Annotated in this window: 20 protein-coding genes and 5 pseudogenes; 13 read left to right on the forward strand and 12 right to left on the reverse strand. The window is 61.2% G+C overall.

What is annotated here, in order from left to right:
• Positions 1-43 precede the first annotated feature (43 nt).
• The 4 genes and pseudogenes from nadC to NKH17_RS22735 form a co-directional block, all read right to left on the reverse strand.
• A complete protein-coding gene (nadC, locus tag NKH17_RS22720) occupies positions 44-898 on the reverse strand; it encodes a carboxylating nicotinate-nucleotide diphosphorylase (protein ID WP_352503117.1) in 855 nt (284 codons plus the stop codon).
• Complete coding sequence (locus NKH17_RS22725; RefSeq protein ID WP_352972326.1) at positions 898-2,439, reverse strand: L-aspartate oxidase; 1,542 nt, start codon at positions 2,437-2,439, stop codon at positions 898-900. Before NKH17_RS22725 ends, nadC begins: the two co-directional genes overlap by 1 nt.
• Positions 2,436-3,412 (reverse strand): annotated as a pseudogene (nadA, locus tag NKH17_RS22730) (quinolinate synthase NadA). The gene NKH17_RS22725 and the pseudogene nadA overlap by 4 nt, the downstream one beginning before the upstream one ends.
• A 66-nt stretch (positions 3,413-3,478) precedes the next feature.
• Entirely contained in the window at positions 3,479-4,447 is a 969-nt protein-coding gene (locus NKH17_RS22735) for an NUDIX hydrolase (protein ID WP_023722073.1), read from the reverse strand.
• Positions 4,448-4,620: 173 nt separating this feature from the next.
• Here NKH17_RS22735 and panB point away from each other — a divergent pair, with 173 nt between their 5' ends.
• The 8 genes from panB to NKH17_RS22775 all read left to right on the forward strand — a co-directional run bounded on the left by panB (position 4,621) and on the right by NKH17_RS22775 (position 12,058).
• A complete protein-coding gene (gene panB, locus NKH17_RS22740) occupies positions 4,621-5,481 on the forward strand; it encodes a 3-methyl-2-oxobutanoate hydroxymethyltransferase (RefSeq protein WP_352496588.1) in 861 nt (286 codons plus the stop codon).
• Positions 5,478-6,338 carry a pantoate--beta-alanine ligase gene (gene panC / locus NKH17_RS22745; RefSeq protein WP_352972329.1) on the forward strand — a complete coding sequence of 287 codons (861 nt, stop codon included), beginning with the start codon at positions 5,478-5,480 and terminating at the stop codon, positions 6,336-6,338. Before panB ends, panC begins: the two co-directional genes overlap by 4 nt.
• A 94-nt stretch (positions 6,339-6,432) precedes the next feature.
• Entirely contained in the window at positions 6,433-7,158 is a 726-nt protein-coding gene (locus tag NKH17_RS22750; RefSeq protein WP_352496586.1) for a LuxR family transcriptional regulator, read from the forward strand.
• A gap of 93 nt (positions 7,159-7,251) precedes the next feature.
• Positions 7,252-7,884, forward strand: coding sequence for an acyl-homoserine-lactone synthase (locus NKH17_RS22755; protein WP_352496585.1), 633 nt, complete (start codon positions 7,252-7,254; stop codon positions 7,882-7,884).
• Positions 7,885-7,906: 22 nt separating this feature from the next.
• Positions 7,907-8,281 (forward strand): transcriptional regulator domain-containing protein, encoded by a 375-nt coding sequence (locus NKH17_RS22760; RefSeq protein WP_352496584.1) that lies wholly within the window; start codon positions 7,907-7,909, stop codon positions 8,279-8,281.
• 157 nt (positions 8,282-8,438) lie between these two features.
• On the forward strand, positions 8,439-8,750 hold the full coding sequence (locus tag NKH17_RS22765; protein ID WP_245278728.1) for a DUF2285 domain-containing protein: 312 nt from the start codon (positions 8,439-8,441) through the stop codon (positions 8,748-8,750).
• An 809-nt stretch (positions 8,751-9,559) separates the two neighbouring features.
• Entirely contained in the window at positions 9,560-11,383 is a 1,824-nt protein-coding gene (gene glmS, locus NKH17_RS22770; protein ID WP_352610861.1) for a glutamine--fructose-6-phosphate transaminase (isomerizing), read from the forward strand.
• A gap of 459 nt (positions 11,384-11,842) precedes the next feature.
• Positions 11,843-12,058, forward strand: a complete 216-nt coding sequence (locus NKH17_RS22775; protein ID WP_352453550.1) for a helix-turn-helix domain-containing protein — start codon at positions 11,843-11,845, stop codon at positions 12,056-12,058.
• 702 nt (positions 12,059-12,760) lie between these two features.
• Here NKH17_RS22775 and NKH17_RS22780 read toward each other — a convergent pair.
• Both NKH17_RS22780 and NKH17_RS22785 read right to left on the reverse strand, forming a co-directional pair.
• A pseudogene (locus NKH17_RS22780) lies at positions 12,761-14,084 on the reverse strand (IS1380 family transposase); the annotation flags it as partial.
• A gap of 97 nt (positions 14,085-14,181) precedes the next feature.
• Positions 14,182-14,283: pseudogene (locus NKH17_RS22785) on the reverse strand (LysR family transcriptional regulator); the annotation flags it as partial.
• 575 nt (positions 14,284-14,858) lie between these two features.
• Here NKH17_RS22785 and NKH17_RS22790 point away from each other — a divergent pair.
• Positions 14,859-15,134: an acyl carrier protein gene (locus NKH17_RS22790; protein WP_352458906.1), complete on the forward strand. Its 276-nt coding sequence runs from the start codon at positions 14,859-14,861 to the stop codon at positions 15,132-15,134.
• A complete protein-coding gene (locus tag NKH17_RS22795; RefSeq protein WP_352453892.1) occupies positions 15,135-16,340 on the forward strand; it encodes a beta-ketoacyl-[acyl-carrier-protein] synthase family protein in 1,206 nt (401 codons plus the stop codon).
• Here the strand turns inward: NKH17_RS22795 and NKH17_RS22800 are convergent.
• From NKH17_RS22800 to NKH17_RS22820, 5 genes and pseudogenes are all read right to left on the reverse strand, one after another.
• A pseudogene (locus NKH17_RS22800) lies at positions 16,327-16,469 on the reverse strand (LysR family transcriptional regulator); the annotation flags it as partial. The gene NKH17_RS22795 and the pseudogene NKH17_RS22800 overlap by 14 nt on opposite strands.
• A 190-nt stretch (positions 16,470-16,659) precedes the next feature.
• Positions 16,660-17,537 (reverse strand): annotated as a pseudogene (locus NKH17_RS22805) (IS1380 family transposase); the annotation flags it as partial.
• A 279-nt stretch (positions 17,538-17,816) separates the two neighbouring features.
• The gene (locus NKH17_RS22810; protein ID WP_352541546.1) at positions 17,817-17,960 is read right to left on the reverse strand and encodes a hypothetical protein; all 144 of its coding nucleotides are present in this window, start codon (positions 17,958-17,960) and stop codon (positions 17,817-17,819) included.
• Positions 17,961-18,052: 92 nt separating this feature from the next.
• Positions 18,053-18,181 (reverse strand): hypothetical protein, encoded by a 129-nt coding sequence (locus tag NKH17_RS22815; protein WP_023722056.1) that lies wholly within the window; start codon positions 18,179-18,181, stop codon positions 18,053-18,055.
• Positions 18,182-18,213: 32 nt separating this feature from the next.
• Positions 18,214-18,603 (reverse strand): hypothetical protein, encoded by a 390-nt coding sequence (locus NKH17_RS22820; protein ID WP_352902691.1) that lies wholly within the window; start codon positions 18,601-18,603, stop codon positions 18,214-18,216.
• A gap of 609 nt (positions 18,604-19,212) precedes the next feature.
• On the opposite strand from NKH17_RS22820, the gene queC reads away from it, so the two are divergent.
• The 3 genes from queC to queE are packed head-to-tail and all read left to right on the forward strand — an operon-like array spanning position 19,213 to position 20,998.
• On the forward strand, positions 19,213-19,911 hold the full coding sequence (queC, locus tag NKH17_RS22825; protein ID WP_352902693.1) for a 7-cyano-7-deazaguanine synthase QueC: 699 nt from the start codon (positions 19,213-19,215) through the stop codon (positions 19,909-19,911).
• Positions 19,911-20,267 (forward strand): 6-carboxytetrahydropterin synthase QueD, encoded by a 357-nt coding sequence (gene queD, locus NKH17_RS22830; protein WP_352457393.1) that lies wholly within the window; start codon positions 19,911-19,913, stop codon positions 20,265-20,267. The genes queC and queD overlap by 1 nt, the downstream gene beginning before the upstream one ends.
• Positions 20,264-20,998: a 7-carboxy-7-deazaguanine synthase QueE gene (queE, locus tag NKH17_RS22835; protein ID WP_352453860.1), complete on the forward strand. Its 735-nt coding sequence runs from the start codon at positions 20,264-20,266 to the stop codon at positions 20,996-20,998. Before queD ends, queE begins: the two co-directional genes overlap by 4 nt.
• A 559-nt stretch (positions 20,999-21,557) precedes the next feature.
• Here queE and hemN read toward each other — a convergent pair.
• Entirely contained in the window at positions 21,558-22,907 is a 1,350-nt protein-coding gene (gene hemN, locus NKH17_RS22840) for an oxygen-independent coproporphyrinogen III oxidase (protein ID WP_352902697.1), read from the reverse strand.
• Between the last annotated feature and the right edge of the window lie 121 nt (positions 22,908-23,028).

Below are 23,028 nucleotides of genomic sequence, written 5' to 3' on the forward strand. Positions count from 1 at the left end.
TCGGAAAGGACAGTTGATTCGATCCTGTTCGTTCCTCAGACAATCATGAGCCCCAATAGTCGAGGCCGATATCCAGGATCGGCGCGCTGTGGGTCAGTCGGCCGACCGAAATCAGATCGACGCCGGTCGCGGCAATCGCTCGCGCTGTATCGGATGCGATCCCGCCAGAAGCCTCGGTGATAGCACGGCCGCCAACGATTGCGACGGCCCGGCGAAGATCGGCGAGGGACATGTTGTCGAGCAGAATCGCATCGGGAGCGAAGCCAAGTACCTCCTCCAACTGGGCCAGCGTATCGACCTCGACTTCGATCTTGACGAGATGACCGGCCCGTCTTCGTGCTCGCTCGAGCGCCGGGCGAACGCCGCCTGCGATGGCGATGTGGTTGTCCTTGATCAGAATTGCGTCGTCGAGGCCGAAACGGTGATTGGATCCGCCACCCGCGCGCACCGCATACTTTTCGACTGCCCTCAATCCGGGCGTCGTCTTGCGCGTGCAGACGATCTTCGCGCCATATCCACGAACCGCAGCGACGATCGATGCCGTTGCTGTAGCGATGCCGCTCAGATGGCACAAAAAATTGAGTGCCGTCCGTTCGGCTGTGAGAATGCCCCGGGCAGGGCCAACCACTGATGCAATGACCTCTCCATCCATGACATTGCAGCCGTCTGCCCGCTCCACCGAAATTTCGACATCAGGATCAATCAAGCGGAAAGCGAGCATCGCCAGATCGAGGCCGGCGACAACTCCGGACTGGCGCGCCGCCAGCACGGTTCCCGCTTGGTGTGCCTTCGGGATGATGGCCTCCGTGGTCAAGTCGCCGGCTCTGCCAAGGTCTTCAAGAAGAGCTGCCCTTACAAGCGGCTCAAGCATGACCGTGGGAAGCGGTGAGAGCGTCATCATTTTGCCCCTTCGAGGCTTGGCGAGTGTCCGAGTTCCCGCGCAGCGGCCAAGGCGGCTTCGAGGGTGATTTCGGACCGTCGGGCGACAGTCGCATGATGAGGAAAGTCTGTCCGGTAATGAGCGCCGCGGCTTTCTTCGCGCAACAGGGCGGCAACCGCGATCATTAGCCCGACAGCCGCCGGATCCGAGGCCGCGTCCTTGCTTTCGGCGAGCGGCAACAAGGCATATGCGGCTGCTTTCAGACCTTCACCATCCCGGACGATGCCGAGTGCGCGCGACAGGAAAACACGCACGGGTATCGGAGCGGGCGATGGGTGAACGTCCGCAACCGCAGGCCTTGTTCTGCGAGCAGGCGTTCCGGCGACACTTTCAGCGACCCAGCGCGCGCACACGACGGCCTCGGTCAAGGAATTGCTGGCGAGCCTGTTGGCGCCATGCAGTCCTGTCGAAGCGACTTCGCCGCAGGCCCACAGCCCCTTGACGGAGGTCCTACCGGAGCCGTCCACGGCAACGCCACCCATGTGGTAGTGTTGGGCCGGACGAATGGGGATGAGATCGCGCGCGGGATTGATGCCGGCTCCACGACAGGCTGATGCAATTGTCGGGAAGTGTCGTGCAAATTCCGGGCCAGGCCGTTGCCGCGCGTCGAGAAAAACACGGTGGCCGTTGGCAAGATGGTTCCAGACGGCGCGCGCCAAGACATCACGAGGCGCGAGTTCCGCCCCTGGCACGCTCTGGAGAAAAGCTTGGCCGGTTTCGTCGATCAGGGCAGCACCTTCGCCGCGGACGGCCTCGCTGAGCAGCACCATAGGGCGTTCCGGGCCGTCAAGCGCGGTCGGGTGGAACTGGATGAACTCGAGGTCGGCAAGGACAGCTCCAGCGCGGGCCGCAAGCGCCAGGCCCTGTCCACAACTGCCCGAAGGATTGGTGGTGTCGAGAAACAGTCCCCCGATCCCACCGGTGGCGAGGACGACCCGCCGTGAGCCGAAGAAGACAGGTCCTATCGAACCGCTCGCCCAGACGCCTCGGATCGCATTCTCTCGCACCGCCAGTCGGCGCGCTTCCACGCCCTCCACGACAACAATCGACGGAGTGGAACGCACAGCCGCGATCAGGGCACGCATGATCTCACGCCCGGTGCCGTCACCATGCGCATGAACGATGCGACGTCGGCTGTGTGCGGCCTCCAATCCGAGGCACAGTGATCCTTTCGACGTACGGTCGAAGGGAACCCCAAAGCCCGCAAGCCCCTCTATCGCCTTGGGCGCGGCTTGGAGGATGCGGCTCGCCACGTCTGTGTCGCAGAGACCATCCCCGGCGGCAAGCGTATCGGCCAGGTGCAGTTCCGGATCGTCGTCTTCGCCGAAACTTGCAGCCAGACCACCCTGTGCCCACGTGCTCGAATTGTCAGCTCCCAGCAGCGTCCTGGACAGAAGCAGCACCGGCTCCGGCGCCAGTTGAAGCGCGGTCATCAGTCCGGCGATGCCGCCGCCGATGATGATCGGCCGCCCGAAGATGCTGCGGACATCGGCGCTCAAATTGCCAGCATCCGTTCGACCGCAAGCCGCGCGCGCCCGGCGATCCCGGGTTCGATGGTTACGATATGGTGGTTCTGCTCGAGCGCCATGCGGATGTTGGCAAGCGTGATCCGCTTCATGTGCGGGCACAAATTGCAGGGCCGGATGAACTCGACCTCTGGGTGCGCTAACGCGACGTTGTCGCTCATCGAACATTCCGTCATCAGCACGACACGTGCCGGCCTTTTTGCCTTTCGACATAGTCGGACATGGCAGCGGTCGAGCCGGAAAAATCTGCTTCAGCCACGACGTCGGGCGGGCATTCGGGATGCGCGAGCACGATCACGCCGGGATGGCTTTCGCGCAACTCGCGGATGTCGGCCGGTGTAAAGCGCTCATGCACCTCGCAATGCCCTTTCCAGGCGATGATCTGCACATCGGTCTGGGCGGCGATATTCTGGGCCAGATATTCGTCCGGCAACATGATCACCTGGGGAACGCCAAGGGATTGGACGACCGCCTTGGCGTTGCCGGATGTACAGCAGATATCCGACTCGGCTTTCACTTCGGCCGACGTGTTGACATAAGTGATGATAGGCACGCCGGGATAACGCTGGCGCATCAAGCGCACGTCTTCTGCCGTGATCGATTCCGCCAACGAACAGCCTGCCCGCAGGTCGGGAATGAGCACCGTCTTTTGCGGATTGAGCAGCTTGGCCGTTTCGGCCATGAAATGTACGCCGGCCAGCACGATGACTTGCGCCTCGATCGTCGCAGCCGTGCGGGCCAGTGCCAAGCTGTCGCCGACGATGTCGGCCACGCAATGGAAGATCTCGGGGGTCTGATAGTTGTGCGCCAGGATGATGGCGTTGCGCTCGCGCTTCAGTGCAAGGATCGCCTCGATATCCTCGACGAAAGCCGGCCATTCGATCGGCGGGATCACTCGTCGGACGCGCTCGTAGAGAAACGCGGTCGCAGGCAGCACGGCGCTCATCGACCCCTCCAGCTTATACTCTAGTTGAAAATAACCAGCATATACTTGCTGTGAGTATAAGCGATGTCAACCCCGCGCCAGCGGCAATTTTGTCCCGGCGATGACCCTCTCGTCGAGAACGGCGTGGCGGAACCGGTAAAGCTTCGCTGGCCGGCCGCCGGTCTCCGCGGTTGCCTCTCCGGTCTCTTCGACCAGCTCCTGCTGCTCGATCAGCCGGCGAAAGTTCGGCTTACGCACGAGCCTGCCGGCAAGCGCCTCCACGGTTCGCTGCAGCTGCAAAAGCGTGAAGACCGGCGGCATCAGCTCAAAGACGACCGGCCGGTATTTGATCTTGGAGCGCAGCCGCGCAATGCCGGTCGCCACGATGCGGCGATGATCGGCGACCATAGACTTGCTGGGCACCAGCGGAGGCAGCGTCGCGTCCCGTCCGCTTCCGGCCTCTTGGACCAGGCCTGCTTCGTAGACTAACTCATAGCGTTGAAGCGTGAGTTCCTCGTTCCAAAGGCGGTCGTCGAAGCCGAAGGCTATCGTCGCCCGCTGCCAGCGTTCACGTCGCGTGGCCGCGTCGCTGACGCCGTCTGCCCATTCAATCAGGCGCGGTCGCAGAACGTCCAGCACGACCGGAGGCGTGCCGGAGCGGTGGTCCTCCCATGGAAAATATTCATACCAGCTCTGCCAGCCGCACTTGGGCGAGCCAGCTGCCTGTTCCTTGCGGGTCAATGCGAGATAGCTGATGGAGATGACGCGCTGCTGGCGCTCGGCGCCGATGCGATCCCGATCCGCGAAGGTGTAGAGTTGCTCAATATACCCCAGGGGATGGCCGGTCTGCTGCTCGACCCACCCCCTCAAACCGGATTGCAGCGATCGGTGCTCAAGCGCAAATGGTCCGGAGGGAAGGGTGTCCGCCTGGCCGATGGTGAGGACACACGGTTCACTGTCGTTTACGGCGACGACAAAGGCGATCAGGTCCACTTTGACTTCGTCGGCCTTGACGGCGGCTCTGTCTTTCCTGGGTCCTTTTGCCTGATCGTCCATGTTCGCGAAAGTGGTTGGCCAGCTCGGGGGCGCCTGAATCGATTTAAGTGTAAGCGCGCCTGTCCGCACGTCAACACCGCACAGCTGCACGGCCATTTTTAGCTCTTCGCACTTGCACAAAAATGTGGCAAACGCGACACCCGCGGTTGGTAACGTTGGGGAAGGAGGGTCCATTGAGTGCGTTTGGTGACACCAAGGCGATCACACCGCCGGATATTCGTTCGCGCAAAGGTGGGACGCCGCTCGTCTGCCTTACCGCCTACACGACGCCAGTCGCCCGGCTTGTCGATCCCCATTGCGATGTGGTGCTGGTCGGCGACAGCGTCGGCATGGTTCTCCACGGCCTGCCCTCGACGCTCGGTGTGACGCTGGAGATGATGATCACGCACGGCCAGGCCGTGCGCCGTGGCCTCGAGCAGGCGCTGATGGTCGTCGACCTGCCGTTCGGTTCCTTCGAGGAAAGCCCCGAGCAGGCTTTCCGCAATGCCGCGCGCGTCATGGCCGAGACCGGCTGCGCGGCCGTCAAGCTCGAAGGCGGCGAAACGATGGCAGAGACGATCGGCTTCCTCGCCGCGCGCGGCGTGCCGGTCATGGCCCATGTCGGCTTGACGCCGCAGGCGATCAACACCATCGGTGGCTACCGCGTGCAGGGCAGAGGCGGGGATGCCGAGCGCATCAGGCGCGACGCGCTTGCGGTAAGCGAAGCGGGCGCCTTTGCGGTCGTGCTGGAGAAGGTTCCCGAGGCGCTCGCCCGCCGGATCACCGGGGAGGTGGCGACCCCGACCATTGGCATCGGTGCCTCGGCAGCCTGTGACGGCCAGATTCTCGTCGTCGACGACATGCTGGGCCTCTTCGGCGACTTCCGGCCCAAATTCGTCAAGCGCTATGCTGAAATGGGGGAGGCCGCTGCGGCTGCGATCGCGGCCTATGCGCGGGAGGTGAAGGAGCGCCAGTTTCCGGCCGCCGAGCACGTGTTTGCCGATGCGCGCAAGCCCGCCGACGCGGACGCCACCAAGAGCGGAGAAGCAGCGTGAGCGTGCCGATTGTCAGGAGCGTTGCCCAGCTTCGCGAAATTGTCGCCGCATGGCGCCGCGAGAGCGTGAGGATTGCCGTGGTGCCAACGATGGGCGTCCTGCATGAGGGCCATCTCAGCCTGGTGCGCGCGGCACTCGAGAAGGCCGACCGGGTGATCGTGACGCTCTTCGTCAACCCGAAGCAATTCAACAGCCAGGCCGATCTCGCCGCGTATCCGAGCACCGAGGACGAGGATGCCGCCAAGCTGGCACCGCTTGGCGCGCACCTGCTTTATGCGCCGGATGCAGAGGAAATGTATCCGGCGGCCTTCGCCACGACCGTTTCGGTGTCCGGTGTCAGCGAGGGCCTGTGCGGTGCCTTCCGGCCGGGACATTTTGATGGCGTGGCGACCGTCGTCGCCAAGCTCTTCCTGCAGACCAGCGCTGACTTCGGCTTCTTTGGCGAAAAGGACTTTCAGCAGCTTCAGCTAGTCAGGCGTATGGCCCGGGACCTGGATATTCCAATCACCATTGTTCCTTGTCCGACAGTCCGCGAAGCCGACGGTCTTGCACTATCATGGCGCAATGTCCGGCTCTCGCCAGCAGAGCGTGCTGTTGCCCCCGAGCTATCATCGGTCTTGCTCGAGACGGCTGAGCGGCTTGCCCGCGACTCGCCCGTCCTGCCAACGCTTGCCGAAGCGCGCGCAGCAATTCTGGCTGCGGGCTATCGCGAGGTCGAATACCTGGAACTTCGCGACGAGGCAGATCTGCGACCGATGACAAGCCTTGACCGACCTGCACGCTTGCTTGTCGCGGCCTGGCTCGGCGGTACACGTCTCATAGACAACGTCAGAATATCACGGGTTTCAACACGTTAACGGGGTTCTCGGCACGCGCTGTATCCGTCCGGGATCGTTTAAAACAAGGTCTCTGCCTGGCATCGAGCGATCACGGAGGTTACGCAAAGCGCAAATGCATCGCGTGTTTGAGAACTTCGTCGAGCAACTGTCTGCAAGTGTTGATGCTGCCGATCTCCGTGAGGCAATGGCATCCGCTGCAGCCGGCTTCGATTTTCCGCTATTCGCCTATTTCACTTACCCGTCGGCCTCCGGCGACGCCCCGCAATTGATCTCAAACTATCCTTCATCCTGGACATCACGTTATCTGCAACAGCGATACCACAGTCTTGATCCGGTCATCCTGCGCGGGCTGCAAGGCTGGGATACCTTCGATTGGGGGGTGGATCGCGCTCGGCACTGTCTGCCGAATTCGCAGCAACAAATTCTGGAGAGTGCGGCTGAGTTTGGCATCCGCGGCGGCCTGACGATGTCCATGCATGATCATCGCGGCCGGTTTGCTGCCCTGACCTTTGCTTCCGACGAGTCCCGTCCGCCTCTGTTGCGGTCACTGACACGTTACGAAAAAGCATTGCAGCTGGTGGCCATCAACTTTCATATCCATGTCCGGCGCAGGCTCGCCGACGATCGCGTGGTGGATGGTGTAACGCTCACCCCGCGGGAGTTCGAGTGCCTGAAATGGGCGGCGCGCGGCAAGTCGGCTTGGGTTATCAGCCAGCTTCTCGGCGTCTCAAAGCGCACCGTGACCTTTCATCTGGAAAACGCCAAGGCAAAGCTTGGCGTTCGAACGATCAACCAGGCCGTTGCACGACTGGCTGCCTCCGGCCAGGCGAGATCCTGATTCGTCGGCCACGATAGCTGTAAACCTCTACAGGCTGCATCGCTGCCGGCTTTGCCCTTCGATGGCGGGAACACATCCCGCACGGAGGCGACCATGATGCAGCTGATAACACCAGACCTTTACGACGAGTTCGCAAGCGAGCTCAAAGAGATGCACGGGCTCAGGTTTCGGGTGTTCAAGGAAAGGCTCGATTGGGAAGTTGATACCGAAGACCAGATGGAAACAGACCCGTTTGATGGTCTGAAGCCTGTCTATCTGCTCCTCAAGGGATCCGACTGGCGAATTCGCGGTTGCGTGCGTCTTTTGCCCAGCACCGGACCCACAATGTTGCGCGACACGTTCCCGGTGCTGCTGGGTGCTGACGTCGTGCCCTCGACCTCCGACATATGGGAGAGCAGTCGTTTCGCGCTCGATCTTCCTCCGTCGGCGCCCAAGGCAGCGGGCGGACTGGCCCAGGCAACCTACGAGCTCTTCGCGGGCATGATCGAGTTCGGCTTGGCCAAGGATCTGACCCGGATAGTAACGGTGACGGACACGCGCATGGAACGGATCCTTCGCCTCGCGACGTGGCCATTGTCGCGCATCGGACAACCCAAGTCCGTCGGCAAAACGGAGGCGGTGGCCGGGTTTCTCGAGATTTCCCGCGCGAGCCTTTTGCGCATCCGCAGCAGGGGACGTCTGAGCGGACCGGTACTGTGGCAACCGGTTCTAGGCCCGTCGGCATAGCGCCATTGTGGACACCTGAGCCGTGAAGGATGCTGGTCTGCCCAAGGAAGCGACGGTCGGTCTTGTATGCTGGCCGGACTGGCGTCGTCACGAAGCTTACCACTACGCCAGACGATTGCCACGCACTGCCTGGGCCTGGGAGTTTCTTCGGCGCAATCCACAATTTCAGCGCGACCACGCCAAAATGGCACCGTCCGCCTACATTGTCGGAGCCCAGGCCGACATGAAGATAATCGAGTTGACGACAGGATCATCTTTCCTAAGACAATGGAGCCTCCTTTTTCGCGGACGCGCCACAGTCGGACGCTACGTCGGCAAGGGTCTTTTGGGATCCGCGCGACTGCGCCCGTATTCTACGAGCGGCCGCGGAGCCGGTTGGGCTCGACCACGATTTTGAACCGCTTGATCTCCCTTCGCTCTCATGCTGCAAGGACATCCTGCTGACACCTGCCGGCGTGCAGCACGTGCTGCTGAGGGAGGACTGCCGGAGTCTGCAGATCGCCCTTTCCGGTGCATCCGTTCTCCGCCCGTTGCGGCTATATGTCGACGCGATCGTGCAGCCGCAGCACCTGAAGTTCCATGTCGCTGCCCTTCAGTTCCTGAACGACATCAATGGTTGCGGCCGCCTGGCAGCTGCTTGCTTTCCGCCGGAACCCCGCGGAGCGCGTCTGCGTATCGTGCTCCAGGCTTTGGATGGCTCGCTTGCGGGAGCATCTCATCAGGAGATCGCCATTGCCCTGTTCGGGAGACGCCGTGTCGAAGAAGATTGGTCTCATCCAGGTAGCCATCTTCGCGATCAGGTGCGTCGCGCCATCCAACGTGGCCGCTACCTGATGGGCGGCGGCTATAGACAGTTCCTGATGTAATTCGGGTGACAGCTTGGTGATTGTCTTATTCGAAAACGCGCAGGCATCAATCTCCATTTCTCACTGCTATTGTGCCTTGTACAAGACGTGACACGCGCCTCTTCCGCTGCGGGAATCGGGTTTGAGTAATACGGACCAAGCACTGAGAACCAACGTTTTCGTGATAGTGCATTCATGCCCCGAGAATCCTGATGACCGTTACGAACCCCGACAAAGCCGGCGCTGACTGAAACGGTCGCTGAACGTGCTCTGTGGCCTGCGCCGCCTGACTCTCGGTTTCGGCCATGCCGACTAACAGCGTATTGATAGGCCATCGCGGGCTAAGCTCTACCGGCGAAAGCCGCGTCAAAGCGGCAGGCAATCAGAAACTAGATCGGCGGCGACGATGATTATGATCAACGTGACGAACGTGAATCATGCCGACGGCGCCGACGTTGCCGATGATGATGATGCCGACCATGCGTCGCTGATGCTGCCTAACTACAGTGCTGTGTGATCATGCCGATCACCGCGTGACCACGAGCGGCGGCGGTTCGTGGTCAGGTGCGTGGCCGGGATGATCGCGCATGGCCGATTGTTCCTTCGTGCCGCGGGGTGTGGGCTTGCGTTCGGTCATGAGGACGTCAGGCGCAACGAGGAAGTTAGATCAGGGCCCCAAACGCGTCTTATCCATGGGGTGGATGATAGCTATCCCTACAATCAATTATACCAATATTACCCAATACTACTAGAAGATCTCCCAATGAAAGCGGCCGGATGGGTATCCGTCTCGCGTGGGCTGAAGCTGCCGGCAAGAATGGAAGACGAACATGTGCGGGATTGTTGGCATCGTTGGGCAACAGCCGGTGTCGGATCGGTTGGTCGACGCATTGAAGCGTTTGGAATATCGCGGCTATGATTCCGCCGGCGTTGCGACGATCACCGAAGGTGCCTTGCACCGCCGGCGCGCCGAGGGCAAGCTCGTCAATCTCGAGAGGAGACTGAAGGAAGAGCCGCTGAGCGGCAACATCGGCATCGGCCACACGCGTTGGGCAACCCATGGGGCCTCGACGGAACGCAATGCGCACCCGCACTTTACCGACGGTGTCGCCGTCGTCCATAACGGGATCATCGAGAATTTCACCGAGCTGAAGGACGAATTGGCGGCGGCTGGCGCCGAGTTCCAGACCGATACCGACACCGAGGTCGTCGCGCATCTCTTGGCAAGACACCGCCGGGAGGGCATGAGGCGGCAAGAGGCGATGCGTGCCATGCTGAAACGCGTCAGGGGCGCCTATGCGCTTGCCGTCCTCTTCGAAGATGATCCGTCGACCATCATGGCGGCGCGCAACGGACCACCGCTGGCGATCGGTCACGGCGACGGCGAGATGTTCCTGGGCTCCGACGCGATCGCGCTCGCTCCCTTCACCAATGAAATTACCTATCTCATCGAGGGCGACTGGGCCGTTGTCGGCAATTCGGGCGCCCATATCTTCGATTTCGACGGCCATCCCGTCGAGCGTCCGCGCCATACCTCCACGGCCGCGGCCGATCTGGCCAACAAGGGCACTCATCGCCACTTCATGGAGAAGGAAATCTACGAGCAGCCCGAAGTCATCGCCCATGCTCTCCGTCACTATAGCAACATCATAGAGAATCGCGCCGACACGGTTTCTGGCATCGATTTCGCCAGGATCCCGAGCTTGGCGATCTCGGCCTGCGGGACCGCCTATCTCGCCGGACTGATCGGAAAATACTGGTTCGAGCGCTATGCGCGCCTGACAGTTGAAATCGACGTTGCGTCCGAATTCCGTTACCGCGAGATCCCGTTGTCGCCGCAGTCGGCGGCTCTTTTCATTTCGCAGTCCGGCGAAACCGCTGATACGCTCGCATCGTTGAGGTACTGCAAGGAGCGTGGGCTGAAAATTGGCGCTATCGTCAATGCCTGCGAATCGACCATCGCTCGGGAGGCCGATGCGGTCTTCCCGATCCTTGCCGGACCGGAGATCGGCGTCGCCTCCACCAAGGCGTTTACCTGCCAGCTTGCCGTTCTAGCCGCACTCGCCATCGGCGCCGCCAGAGCCCGCGGGACCGTAACCGAAGACGAGCTGCAGGCGCTCGTCAGGAGCCTCGCCGAAGTGCCGCGCGTCATGGGCCAGGTACTCAACAGCATCCAGCCGGAGATCGAGTTCCTGTCGCGCGAACTGTCAAAGTGTCGTGACGTCCTGTATCTCGGCCGTGGCACCAGTTTCCCGCTAGCGATGGAAGGTGCGCTGAAGCTCAAGGAGATTTCCTACATCCATGCCGAGGGCTATGCGGCGGGTGAATTGAAGCACGGTCCGATCGCATTGATAGACGACAACATGCCAGTGATCGTCATCGCGCCCCATGATCGCTTTTTCGACAAGACCGTCTCCAACATGCAGGAAGTGGCTGCCCGTGGAGGGCGGATTATCCTCATCACCGATGAAAAAGGGGCAGCCGCATCGAAACTCGACACCATGCACACGCTCGTGCTGCCGGCTGTCGACGAGATTATCGCGCCGATGATCTTCTCGCTGCCGATACAGCTTCTTGCCTACCACACGGCGCTCTTCATGGGCACAGATGTAGACCAGCCGCGCAATCTCGCAAAATCGGTCACGGTCGAATGATTGTGAACCTTTATAGGTGGCGATGCTTGTCCATCTTCGCTGCATCGGCGGTGGAAATTGGTCGAAGGTATCAGCGTCCGCGAGGCTGGGTGGACGGTGCCGCGAATAGCCACTGGAGGCGTCAGTGAGAGTTCGAGTTGCTGTTCAAGAAAGCCATCGGGGAGAATGAGTCGTGTAAGATCGCAGGTCGAATGCGCTACAGCCGATCAGGCCATCTCATGGCGGGCAGGTTCTTAGAACTTGATCAGAAGCAGGTGAGCCGCCATATTCCGACCCGGCTGCCAATTTCAAGTGGCCCATTCCATGGATGAGGCCGGTCCGGCCGAATGGACGTCCATTTTTTTTTTTGCTGGGTGTGCGCCAGGGTCGGGGAGGAAATCTCCCGATTTGTCAGGCGCTCCCATCTTCTTGGAGATGTTTATGAAGGATTCGCGCATTCCCGAGCCAGTCTTGACGGCTATGTCGCAGGGGACCCACATCATCCGCGCTTATCGTGAGCACCTTGGGTATTCAATCGAGGACCTCGCGGTCGCGTGCGGGCTTGCCGCTCAGGAAATCCAAAACATCGAGCGGGGTCTAAAGTACAATAAGGGCTATCGGAATCGGATAGCGAGATCGCTGTCCATACCTGTGGGAATTCTTGAGGCAGAGTCGGACATATCGGACGCCGCCTGATCAGTCGGATAATCTGCAATGGGTGGAAGACCGCTCTTGTGATGTGACGTTTGCGGCTGATAGTCGTCGCTTGATTCCGTTGGACGCGAATGCCTTCTGGCGCAGTACCGCCAAGAGAATTCTCGTCCACTGTCCGAGTCAGGAACTGCACACGGGCTCGCCGAACAGGAAGTTGGAACGCTTCGTCATGCTGTCTTAGGCGATATAGCCGCCCGGAGTGCTGCGACACGTGCACGATAGCATTGGCTCGCGAGGATGGATTGCTAACGGCGAACCCATGCTGGTTGGCAAGGCGATACTGGCTGGAGCATCAACTCGGCCGACGAGAGTGGCCCCCCATCCTAGGCAGGATCGGCCGACATGGCCGGCATCGCGAGCCGCTCTGAAAAGAGCACAGCGGGCATCCAGACGCTGCCGGGTTGACTATGGGTGTCGGAACCGCAAAAAGGGGCCGCTCTTCATGAGTGGCGTGCGCCGGCAGTCTAACCCCAAGCCCCCCGCCAGGCTGCCGGCGCGCTTCTAGCCGCCTTGATGCACGGCGATAAGCTTTTGACGGCCTGAAGCGACGTTGTGGTCGCCGTTGCGGTGCTTTTCCACGCGCCTCGTCAGGCGCCGGGATTGCTCCGTCGTGATGGCAGGCGGGGGTTTGCAGGTTGCGGTCGACGGGTTCGTTTCGGGGCGTCTGCCCCCATCGTATGTCGCGAGTTGGGGGATGCGATCGAGGACGATGCGCAGGATGCGCTGGTCGGGGCACGATGTCGGCAGGTGCAGGCGGATTTGCGATTTCATCTCGACCACCCGCGCAGCGATTTTGATGAGGCGCAATCGCAGCGTGTCGAATTGGGCGACGGCAAAGCTCGAGCGCCTCGGCATCGCGGCCCGCAAGCCCCACATCAACCAGTAAGCACCGGCATGCAGGAATAGCCGGAACTGGTTGGCCGTCGCTCTGGTGCAGGATGTGCGGTCGGCGGCAAGATGCGTCTTCCACGACTTGATGTGGTTCTCGGCCGCGCCGCGCCGGCAGTAGACATCCTCGTAGAGCGCCTTGGCCTTCCCACCGGCAAGGTTGGTGACGACGAAGCGATATCGCCACCTTGGGCGCCGACCTCGACCCGCGCGATGATGCGCTCGACGCGGCTCCAACTAGCGGCGCCGTCAACGAACTCCTTGAACCTGCGGACCTTGCCTGTCTTGGCCGACGCTTCGAAGCGCGCCGTCGTGCTGGCCTCCAGATCCGCGACATGCTTGCGCAGGGTCGTGGTGGGCGCGAGGCCAAAGATGAAGTCGACGTCGTTGGCGCGGCACCAGTCGGCGGGTTGCAATAATGGCTATCGCCGCGGAGCAGGATTCGAATGTTCGGCCAGTTGATCCGGATCGCCCGCACCAGACGGCGCAGGTGGGGGCGGATCTCAGCCCCACTCGGCCGCTTGGCCGGTCGCAGGATCGCGCTGACGAACCGTCCCGCACCATCGAACACGACGATCGGCTGGAAGCCGTACTCGTCATGGTGGGCATTGAACAGGCGAAGCTGTTGGCCTCCGTGCACAGCGTCGAAGGTGTCGTCAATGTCGAGTACGATCCGCTTCGGCACCTGCCGGAACGAGGCGCAATAGAGATCGACCATCGCCCGTCCCATCGCGACCAGCTCCCGCACGCCGGGTAGGTTCTCCAGCCGGCACAGCGTCGATTGCGACGCCAGATCCCGACCCGACGGCAGCGCATCCTGGGCCATCTTGAAGACCGGATCGCGGCGCAGCCGGTTGGCGTCGTTGCCGTCCTCGTAGCCGGCGGCGATCATCTTCATGCGAAAGCCGATCATGTCCGCCAGGCTGTGGACGACCTGGTCCGGGCAGCGCGGATCGTCGATGCAACGCGCCAGACGCTCGGCCACCCGCAACCGCTTTTCCACCTCGGCCAAGGCCAGAACGCCGCTGTTGGACGACAGCATGCCGCCGTCGAAACGGGCGACGACGGACTTGCCGCCGACTGATGACAAACCGCTCAGCGGCAGCGCAAGATCGTTCATGGTGGGTGTGGTCTCCGGGAAATGGTTCGGATCGGCTTAAGCAACCAAATCCTACGTCATTTCAACGGCTTGCGCCACATCCACCAACCCCCATGAATTTGGTTAGGTTGATGCGGCGTGCCGCCGCCGTGAGGCCGCGCTCGCTCAGCAGCGCGTCGAGAACGACGAGAAGATTCAGATCGAGCCCTTTGAAACGCATGTCTTAGCTATCCATAGCGTGGATGCATTTGATTGAAACAAACGATTTTACCAATTTTCCGGAATGTCGCATGGACTTGGCAGGACCTCACGTGCGCCGATCACTGCCTCTATCGCGTGGCGAGTCCCTTGAGAAGAGCCCGAAAGAGGAAATCTGTCGCATGCGGTGGAGATTGTACTGGGAATGAGAGGCAGCGCTCCGATCATGTCGAACTCTCCGACGAATGGCGGACCGGTACAATAGTTGATCGCAACTGGTCCGGAGCTATGAAACATCTCGATTACATATGAGGTGCCGAGTGAATACGCTGACAGCACCCACCGTCGCAGCGTTTAGCTGACGTTTGACGACGGTTCCTATCCATTTACACGCAGATTCTTGATGTGCTGGCGCAAAAGCGGGAGGCCGGCGACTTTTCTTCGTCATCGGGCTGACGCCGCAGAAGCCGGAACTCGTCCGGTTCCTATGGGCATTGGGCTTGGTCGGTCGCACAGGCTCTATGAGGGGCAATTTTGGCAACGCGACGCGACTCGGGTTTTGAACGACGCCGAAAACGCAAGCTGGAAAGGAACAAGATGGCAGATCAACTCGCCAACGAAATAATCGCCATTATCAAGAAGCGCGCCGCGTCGGAGGGCGGCATAGCGCCTGCCACAGGCGGCGAGATAACGGCTGCCACGGGACTGACTTCGCTCGGTATCGATTCACTGGGATTGGCGGACGTTCTCTGGGACCTGGAGCAGGCCTACGGCATCCAGATCGAGATGAATACGGCCGAGGCATGGTCGGATCTCCAGAATGTTGGGGACATGGTGGAAGCCGTGCGCAGCTTGCTCGCTAAGGGGGTGTGAATGGATAGGCGCGTCGTGATTACTGGGATTGGCGGTATTTGCGGGCTTGGGACCAACGCCGCCGCCATTTGGACAGAGATGCGAGAAGGCCGCTCCGCCATCGGCCCAATCGTCAACTCCGAGCTCCATGAATTGAGGGTCAGGATCGGTGCCGAGATCAAGGCGCTGCCGGAGCATGACATCGACGGCAAGCAACTCATCTCCATGGACCGCTTCAGCCTGCTCGCTGTGCTTGCGGCGCGCGAAGCCATGCGTCAGGCCGGACTTTCCTCCAAAGAGGGAAATAGCTATCGCTTCGGTGCGACGGTGGGCGTTGGCGGCTGCGGGTGGGATGCGATCGAGCAAACCTACCGCGCCATCCTTCTGGGCGGTAAGCGTGCCGCTCTCTTGACTGTACCCAAGGCGATGCCGGGTGCCGCTGCCGGCCAGGTCAGCATGAGTCTTGGTCTGCGCGGGCCGGTCTTCGGCGTCACGTCCGCCTGTTCCTCGGCAAACCATGCGATTGCCTGCGCGGTGGACCAGATCAGGCTCGGCCGGGCCGACGTGATGCTTGCCGGCGGCAGCGAAGCGCCGCTCATATGGGGTGTGCTGAAGGCATGGGAAGCGATCCGCGTGCTTTCGCCCGATACTTGCCGGCCATTCTCGGCCGATCGCCAGGGCCTGTCGCTTGGTGAAGGCGCCGGCATGGCGGTGCTGGAAAGCTACGAGCATGCCCTGGCTCGGGGCGCCACCATCCTTGCCGAAATTGCCGGTGCCGGCCTTTCCGCCGATGCGTCCGACATCGTCGCGCCGACTGTCGAGGGGCCGGAGGCAGCAATGCGGGCCTGCCTTGCCGATGCCAGGCTGGACGCCGAGGATGTCGACTATCTCAACGCGCACGGCACCGGCACCAAGGCCAACGACCAGATCGAGACGGCGGCGATCAAGCGCGTCTTCGGTCAGCACGCCTTCTCAATGTCCATTTCTTCTACCAAGTCCATGCACGCGCATTGCCTCGGCGCGTCCGGCGCGCTCGAGTTGATCGCCTGCGTGATGGCTATCCGCGAGAGCGTCGTGCCGCCGACTGCCAATTATCGTGAGCTGGACCCCGATTGCGATCTCGACGTCACGCCCAATGTGGCACGCGAGCGCAAGGTGCGCGTGGCACTGAGCAACTCCTTCGCCTTTGGCGGCACGAACGCGGTTCTGGCGTTCAGGCAGGTGTAGAAGCCATGAGAGATGCCTCCGGCAACATTATCTCTCGCATCCAGATGCTTGCCGGATAACTATTGTGAAGGGCGGGTCATTGACCGCCTCGGCGAATGCGGGAAGTGGCAGCGGAAGCTCGACGATCCGGGTGTATCGTCTTTGCGAAATTCTTAACTGTTGAAGCGGCTTGGACGTACCGCCGCCCCGTAAAAGGTAAGCGAGGCCCTGCGGGCTCGGCTTGAGGGTCTGAAGCTGTACACGACAATGTCTGGAAGCCGCAGGGTCGGCTCTGCGCCCGTTATAGTCGCCTGAGTGCTGCCGGCCCGGCCGCGCCGCGGGCGCCGTCAACGAACTCCTTGAACCTGCGGACCTTGCCTGTCTTGGCCGACGCTTCGAAGCGCGCCGTCGTGCTGGCCTCCAGATCCGCGACATGCTTGCGCAGGGTCGTGGTGGGCGCGAGGCCAAAGATGAAGTCGACGTCGTTGGCGCGGCACCAGTCGGCGGGTTGCAATAATGGCTATCGCCGCGGAGCAGGATTCGAATGTTCGGCCAGTTGATCCGGATCGCCCGCACCAGACGGCGCAGGTGGGGGCGGATCTCAGCCCCACTCGGCCGCTTGGCCGGTCGCAGGATCGCGCTGACGAACCGTCCCGCACCATCGAACACGACGATCGGCTGGAAGCCGTACTCGTCATGGTGGGCATTGAACAGGCGAAGCTGTTGGCCTCCGTGCACAGCGTCGAAGGTGTCGTCAATGTCGAGTACGATCCGCTTCGGCACCTGCCGGAACGAGGCGCAATAGAGATCGACCATCGCCCGTCCCATCGCGACCAGCTCCCGCACGCCGGGTAGGTTCTCCAGCCGGCACAGCGTCGATTGCGACGCCAGATCCCGACCCGACGGCAGCGCATCCTGGGCCATCTTGAAGACCGGATCGCGGCGCAGCCGGTTGGCGTCGTTGCCGTCCTCGTAGCCGGCGGCGATCATCTTCATGCGAAAGCCGATCATGTCCGCCAGGCTGTGGACGACCTGGTCCGGGCAGCGCGGATCGTCGATGCAACGCGCCAGACGCTCGGCCACCCGCAACCGCTTTTCCACCTCGGCCAAGGCCAGAACGCCGCTGTTGGACGACAGCATGCCGCCGTCGAAACGGGCGACGACGGACTTGCCGCCGACTGATGACAAACCGCTCAGCGGCAGCGCAAGATCGTTCATGGTGGGTGTGGTCTCCGGGAAATGGTTCGGATCGGCTTAAGCAACCAAATCCTACGTCATTTCAACGATCAGATCCCGAGCAGCCAGCCAGTATTCGACCGTCGCTGGCGCCTCCGCCCACTGAGGCCTTGTGCTTCCTCCAGCGAGTCAAGCCGATCACCATGCGTGTCGCCAGTTCTGGTGCTCACCCACGTGCCATTTGCGATCTTGTGTCGGTGAGAGCACCGCAAGCACCTCCCCTGCTAGAGGGCAAGGCGGCTTGCGTCGCCCGTGTTGTTACTATTCTTCGCTGTGGTCGGAGTTTTTTTCCTTGGCTTCGGAATCGGGACATTCGGCTTTGCAAAAAAATAGGCCATCGTGGTCGATCGTCACGCCCCCGAGTTCGGCGGCACGATGGGACGACAACGGCAGCGCAAGCTCCATTTGCGCGAGGGGCTCGTCCCTTCAAATACTTGATGCATTTGCGCTTTGCGTACCTCCGTGCATGTTGCTCGATGCCAGGCGGAGACCTCTGTCTAAACGATCGCGCATCGATGCAACGCCCACGCGTAGATCGCCATCATCGCGGCGATCGCTTTGCCGCGATCGCCGCAGCCGTTTTCGAGCACGACAATCATGCCGGCGCTGTCGGCAGCGATGCGCATGCAAAAATTCACAGATGCATTCTAGCCAAATGCTAGCTGCCCAGCAAATGTCCGGCATTTCGCAAGGCGCCTAGGAAGAGACTGGCATGGCCGTTGGCATCGATCTTGGCCTGCATCGACAGGGGCATGCTGTGCCAGTTCTCCAAGGGCGCAGTGAAATGTGAGAACGTACCGTTGATGATGCAATGGTGGGTAACAAGGCCCTGTCTGTCCAACGCCAGCACGCCGATCTGGTCGCCCTGATATCGGATGGCTGCGACCCGCTGGACCTCCGCGTCACCGTCGACCCGCACGTCGAAAAGCAGGATGCCGCGGCTCCTGGTGGCTACCTCGGCGGCCTTTTCAGCGAAGCTTAAGGAGAGCGAGCGGACGCTTTCGACCGCCAGCTGTAAAACCATCAAATCCAGTTCATCCACTGCCATAAGATACCTGCGCGCAACACATGGGTGATAGCAATCGACCACACCGCTTGTTCACAGATGTCGGCTCACGACCGATCATTCAGGGTTTGCCGGACGTCCATTGACCGAGGGCGTGCTCCGGTTCGAACCGATCCTGAAGCGGAATGCGCTGGATGTACGGAACCCGAGGAGCAGGCCAGCCAAAGTTGCCGCGACAATTGATGTCGTGATCATTCCAGACATCTGCATCGGCGTCGCTGAACATCCCACTGGCAATTCCGTTCTTTGCGGCAAGCCCATCCTTGGGCCGTCTTGTACCTGAAACCCTCGCGGTGGCGTCCCTCGAAGCTCGGGACCGCCGGGCGCTTGATCGTCGAGAACTTTGTTTACGAAGGTCCGGACCTCCTGCAGAGCATATTCTGGTGCGCTCGCCTTTGAGCATTCCGCTGAAGCGTGACGTTTCGCTAGTCCGTGTTCCTTGCAGGCTCACTGCGAGGGCGCCTTGCACACAGCGGCACGTCAGCGCATGAAACTCGCCCCCGTTCACTTCACAAAATGGATTTCCTGAAGTACTGGGAGCGCAGAGAAATCTCCGGTCGCAGCCTACCCGGTTAAAACAAGGACCCAACAATGAAGACTCTCGTCGTCTGCTCCGGCGGATTGGACTCCGTCACCCTTGCTCACAAGGTGGCAGCGGAGCACGAACTCGCCGGCCTCTTATCTTTCGATTACGGCCAACGGCATAGGAAGGAATTGGGCTTCGCCGCCCTTTGCGCGGAGCGACTGAGCGTCCCGCACCGTATCATCGACATCCACGAGATCGGCGGCGGCCTTTCCGGCTCCGCGCTGACCGATAATGTGGACGTGCCCGACGGGCATTACGCCGAAGACACGATGAAGGTCACGGTGGTGCCGAACCGAAACGCCATCATGTTGGCCATTGCCTTCGGCTTCGCCGCAGCGCACGACGCTGACGCGGTGGCGACGGCCGTGCATGGTGGGGATCATTTCATTTATCCCGACTGCCGTCCGGCCTTCATCGACGCTTTCCAGATGATGCAGGACCACGCGCTCGACGGCTACGCGAAGATTCGCATTTATGCACCCTATGTGAATCTCACGAAGGCGGACATTGTTAGGAATGGAGCAGCATACGGCACGCCATTTGCGCAGACCTGGTCCTGCTACATGGGCGCCGAGCGTCACTGCGGGAGGTGCGGGACCTGTGTCGAGCGGCGCGAGGCGTTTCATCTCTCTGGGCAGCCGGACCCCACCGACTACGAGGACTCCGACTTCTGGCTCGATGCGCTGCGAAGGAGGACCGCGTAATGTTCCGCATCACCAAGGAATTCCACTTCTCAGCCTCGCATCAGCTCACCTCGTTGCCACCCGATCACCAATGCGCGCGCCTGCACGGGCATAACTACATCGTTGAAGTGGAGCTTTCAGCGAATGGACTGAACGAGAACGGCTTCGTGCGCGACTATCACGATTTGGCGCCATTCAAACGCTACATCGACGAGAGCTTCGACCATCGACATCTCAACGACGTGCTGGGACATGAGCAAGTCACGGCGGAATATCTGGCCAGACATTTTTATGAATGGTGCAAGGCACGCCTGCGCGAAACCTCGGCCGTGCGGGTGAGCGAAACGCCGAAAACCTGGGCGGAATACCGGCCATGACCGATACGCATCCCGCAATCCGCGTGAGTGAGATTTTCGGGCCGACGATCCAGGGCGAGGGCGTGCTCATCGGTTTGCCGACGGTCTTCGTCAGAACCGGCGGGTGTGACTATCGCTGTTCCTGGTGCGACAGCCTGCATGCGGTGGACAATCAATTCCGCCATGAATGGGAGATGATGTCCATTGGCGCGGTGTGGCAAAACGTGCTTGCGCTTTCCGGTGGCCGCCCGCTGATGGTGTCGCTGTCAGGCGGCAATCCGGCCATCCAGCCGCTCGGCGCGCTCATCGAGCGAGGCCATGGTGAAGGTTACCGTTTTGCGCTGGAAACCCAAGGTTCGGTGGCCAGGGACTGGTTTGCCGACCTCGACGTGCTAGTCCTCAGCCCAAAGCCGCCGTCAAGCCAAATGACGACCGATTGGGCCGCTTTCGAGGCGTGCCTCCAGGCGGCACAAGGCAGGCCGCAAGTCGTGCTCAAGCTCATTGTTTTCGACGAAAGGGACTACGCCTACGCGAAAGACGCCGCTGCGAGATTTCCGCGACTTCCGATCTATCTGCAACCCGGCAATCACACGCCGCCACGCCCCGCAAATGAAGACGCGCCTGTCGACCTTGACGGAATATTGAAGCGCATGGAGTGGCTGGTTGATAGCGTGACCCGCGACAGGTGGTTCGAAGCCCGTGTGCTGCCGCAGCTGCACGTTATGCTCTGGGGTAACAAGAGAGCCGTCTAGCCTGGGCCCGCTTTTCACTGAAACTGCGCCGGCGGATATTCGGGTGGACGGGTTGTCCCACGCTTGACGGCGCTGCCGGGGTGCTTGCGGACTTTCTGCCACCGGCACCAGGAGCGTGGCCAGCCGCTTACGACTCGGAATGTTGCCGAGGCTCGGTTTCGACGGGCGTCGGCTTGGCGCGAACCAATCAAAGGTTAGCGCGAGCCACGGGTGGATAGTGTGGTGGTGCGATGCGGCGGCGCCTGCTGCAGCTGGCAGGGTCCTTGCGGATTCTTGTTGCAAGGCCGAAGGGAGCTGTCGGCCGACAACCATGATCTGGCCAGGACGATTGTCGACTGCTTCCGATACAGAAAAGAGGCCGCACTCGACGTGGCGCTTCAGGGACTGCGAAATGGAATACGGCGCCGGAAGGCACGACCGGACGATATCGTCGCTATACCAAGACGCGTCTGGTCCGCTCCGAATCCTGTCTCGACACGACGGTCGCCGATCAACAGTGAAAAATGTAGCGCAATCGGTTCACGATCGACTGAGAACCATGACCGTTCCTCTGCGGTGCTCAGACTGCCGCTGAGTGCCTGGCCGTTCCACTTTCGAAATATTTGTCGAACTTTGCCGCGATGCTCCTGACAAAGGGCCGGCTTTCCGCAGGCACGACGAAGCGGTCACCATCAAGTTCAAGCAACCGCGCAGGATCTTGGAGGGCCGTGGAACTCGCTCGGACGAGAAGTCTTTGGCCGGCTTCGCCAAAGCGCTCCACCAGCTCAATCGCCGAGAAGGCGAAGTCACACATCAATCGCTCGATGATCCAGCCGCGAACACGGTCGTCGTCAGAAAGCGCGATACCCCGAACGGCGGCCAGCCCGCCATGAGCAACCATGCGTCCATACTCGGCGGTCGAAGGCATATTCTGTGCATAGCCCTGGCGAAACTGGCTGATGGACGATGGGCCGAGGCCGATCAATGTCTCGTAGCAGTCCTCGGTGTAGCCTTGGAAGTTCCGGTGCAAAGTCCCGGCGCGGGCCGCAAGCGCCAGCGCATCGCCGGGCTTGGCGAAATGGTCGAGGCCGATTGCTTCGTATCCCTGGTCCACGATCGCCCGCGCTGCCAATTGCGATTGGGCAAACCGCTCCGCCGGACCTGGCAGCCACGCCTCGTCGATCATCGTCTGATGTTTCTTGAACCACGGCACATGGGCGTAGCCAAAAAGCGCGATCCGATCCGGTTCCAGGGTCAGTGCCTGTGCAACCGTGGAGGCGACGCTCTCCCTGGTCTGATGCGGCAGGCCGTAGAGCAGATCGAGATTGACGGATTCGACGCCGCGCGAACGAACGCCATCAACAACCGTCTTGGTCTGCAGAAAGGTCTGCTCGCGGTTGATCGCTTTCTGCACCTTCGGGTCGAAATCCTGGACGCCGAGGCTCGCCCTTGTCATGCCGATTTCGGCAAGTGCATCGAGGCGGGCATCGTCCATATCGTTGGGTTCGATCTCAACGCTGATCTTTGCACCGGGGAGAAACGTGAAGCTGTTGCGCAGGACGGTTCCCAGCGCCACGATATCTTCCGGTTTGAGCATCGTCGGCGAACCGCCGCCGAAATGAACCGCGCGAACTCGGCCCTTGCCGGTGACAAGACTGGAGACGGTGGCGATCTCGGCATGCAGTGAACGGAGATATGTGGTCACTGGTTCGTAGTGGCGCGTCTGTTTGGTATGGCACGCGCAGAACCAGCAGAGCCTGTCGCAATAGGGAATATGCAGGTAAAGCGATATCTCGTCACCACCTTCGAGCGCCTCCAACCAGCCTCGGTAAACGACGGCATCGACCCCCGCATGGAAATGCGGCGCGGTCGGATAACTGGTATAGCGCGGGACGTTCTCGCCAAGTCTGGCAGCTAGCTCCAGTCGCATGTCGTGGTCCACCGTGTTTGCGTCGCCGGAACTGTGGATGCTTGGATGAGCCTAAGCCCTGATTTCGATCAGCGTTCAGCACGGACAAACTGCCGCAAGGATTTTTCTACCGTCGATTGCT

This window comes from Mesorhizobium sp. M1334, from assembly GCF_040317995.1.
Classification (GTDB): Bacteria; Pseudomonadota; Alphaproteobacteria; order Rhizobiales; family Rhizobiaceae; genus Mesorhizobium.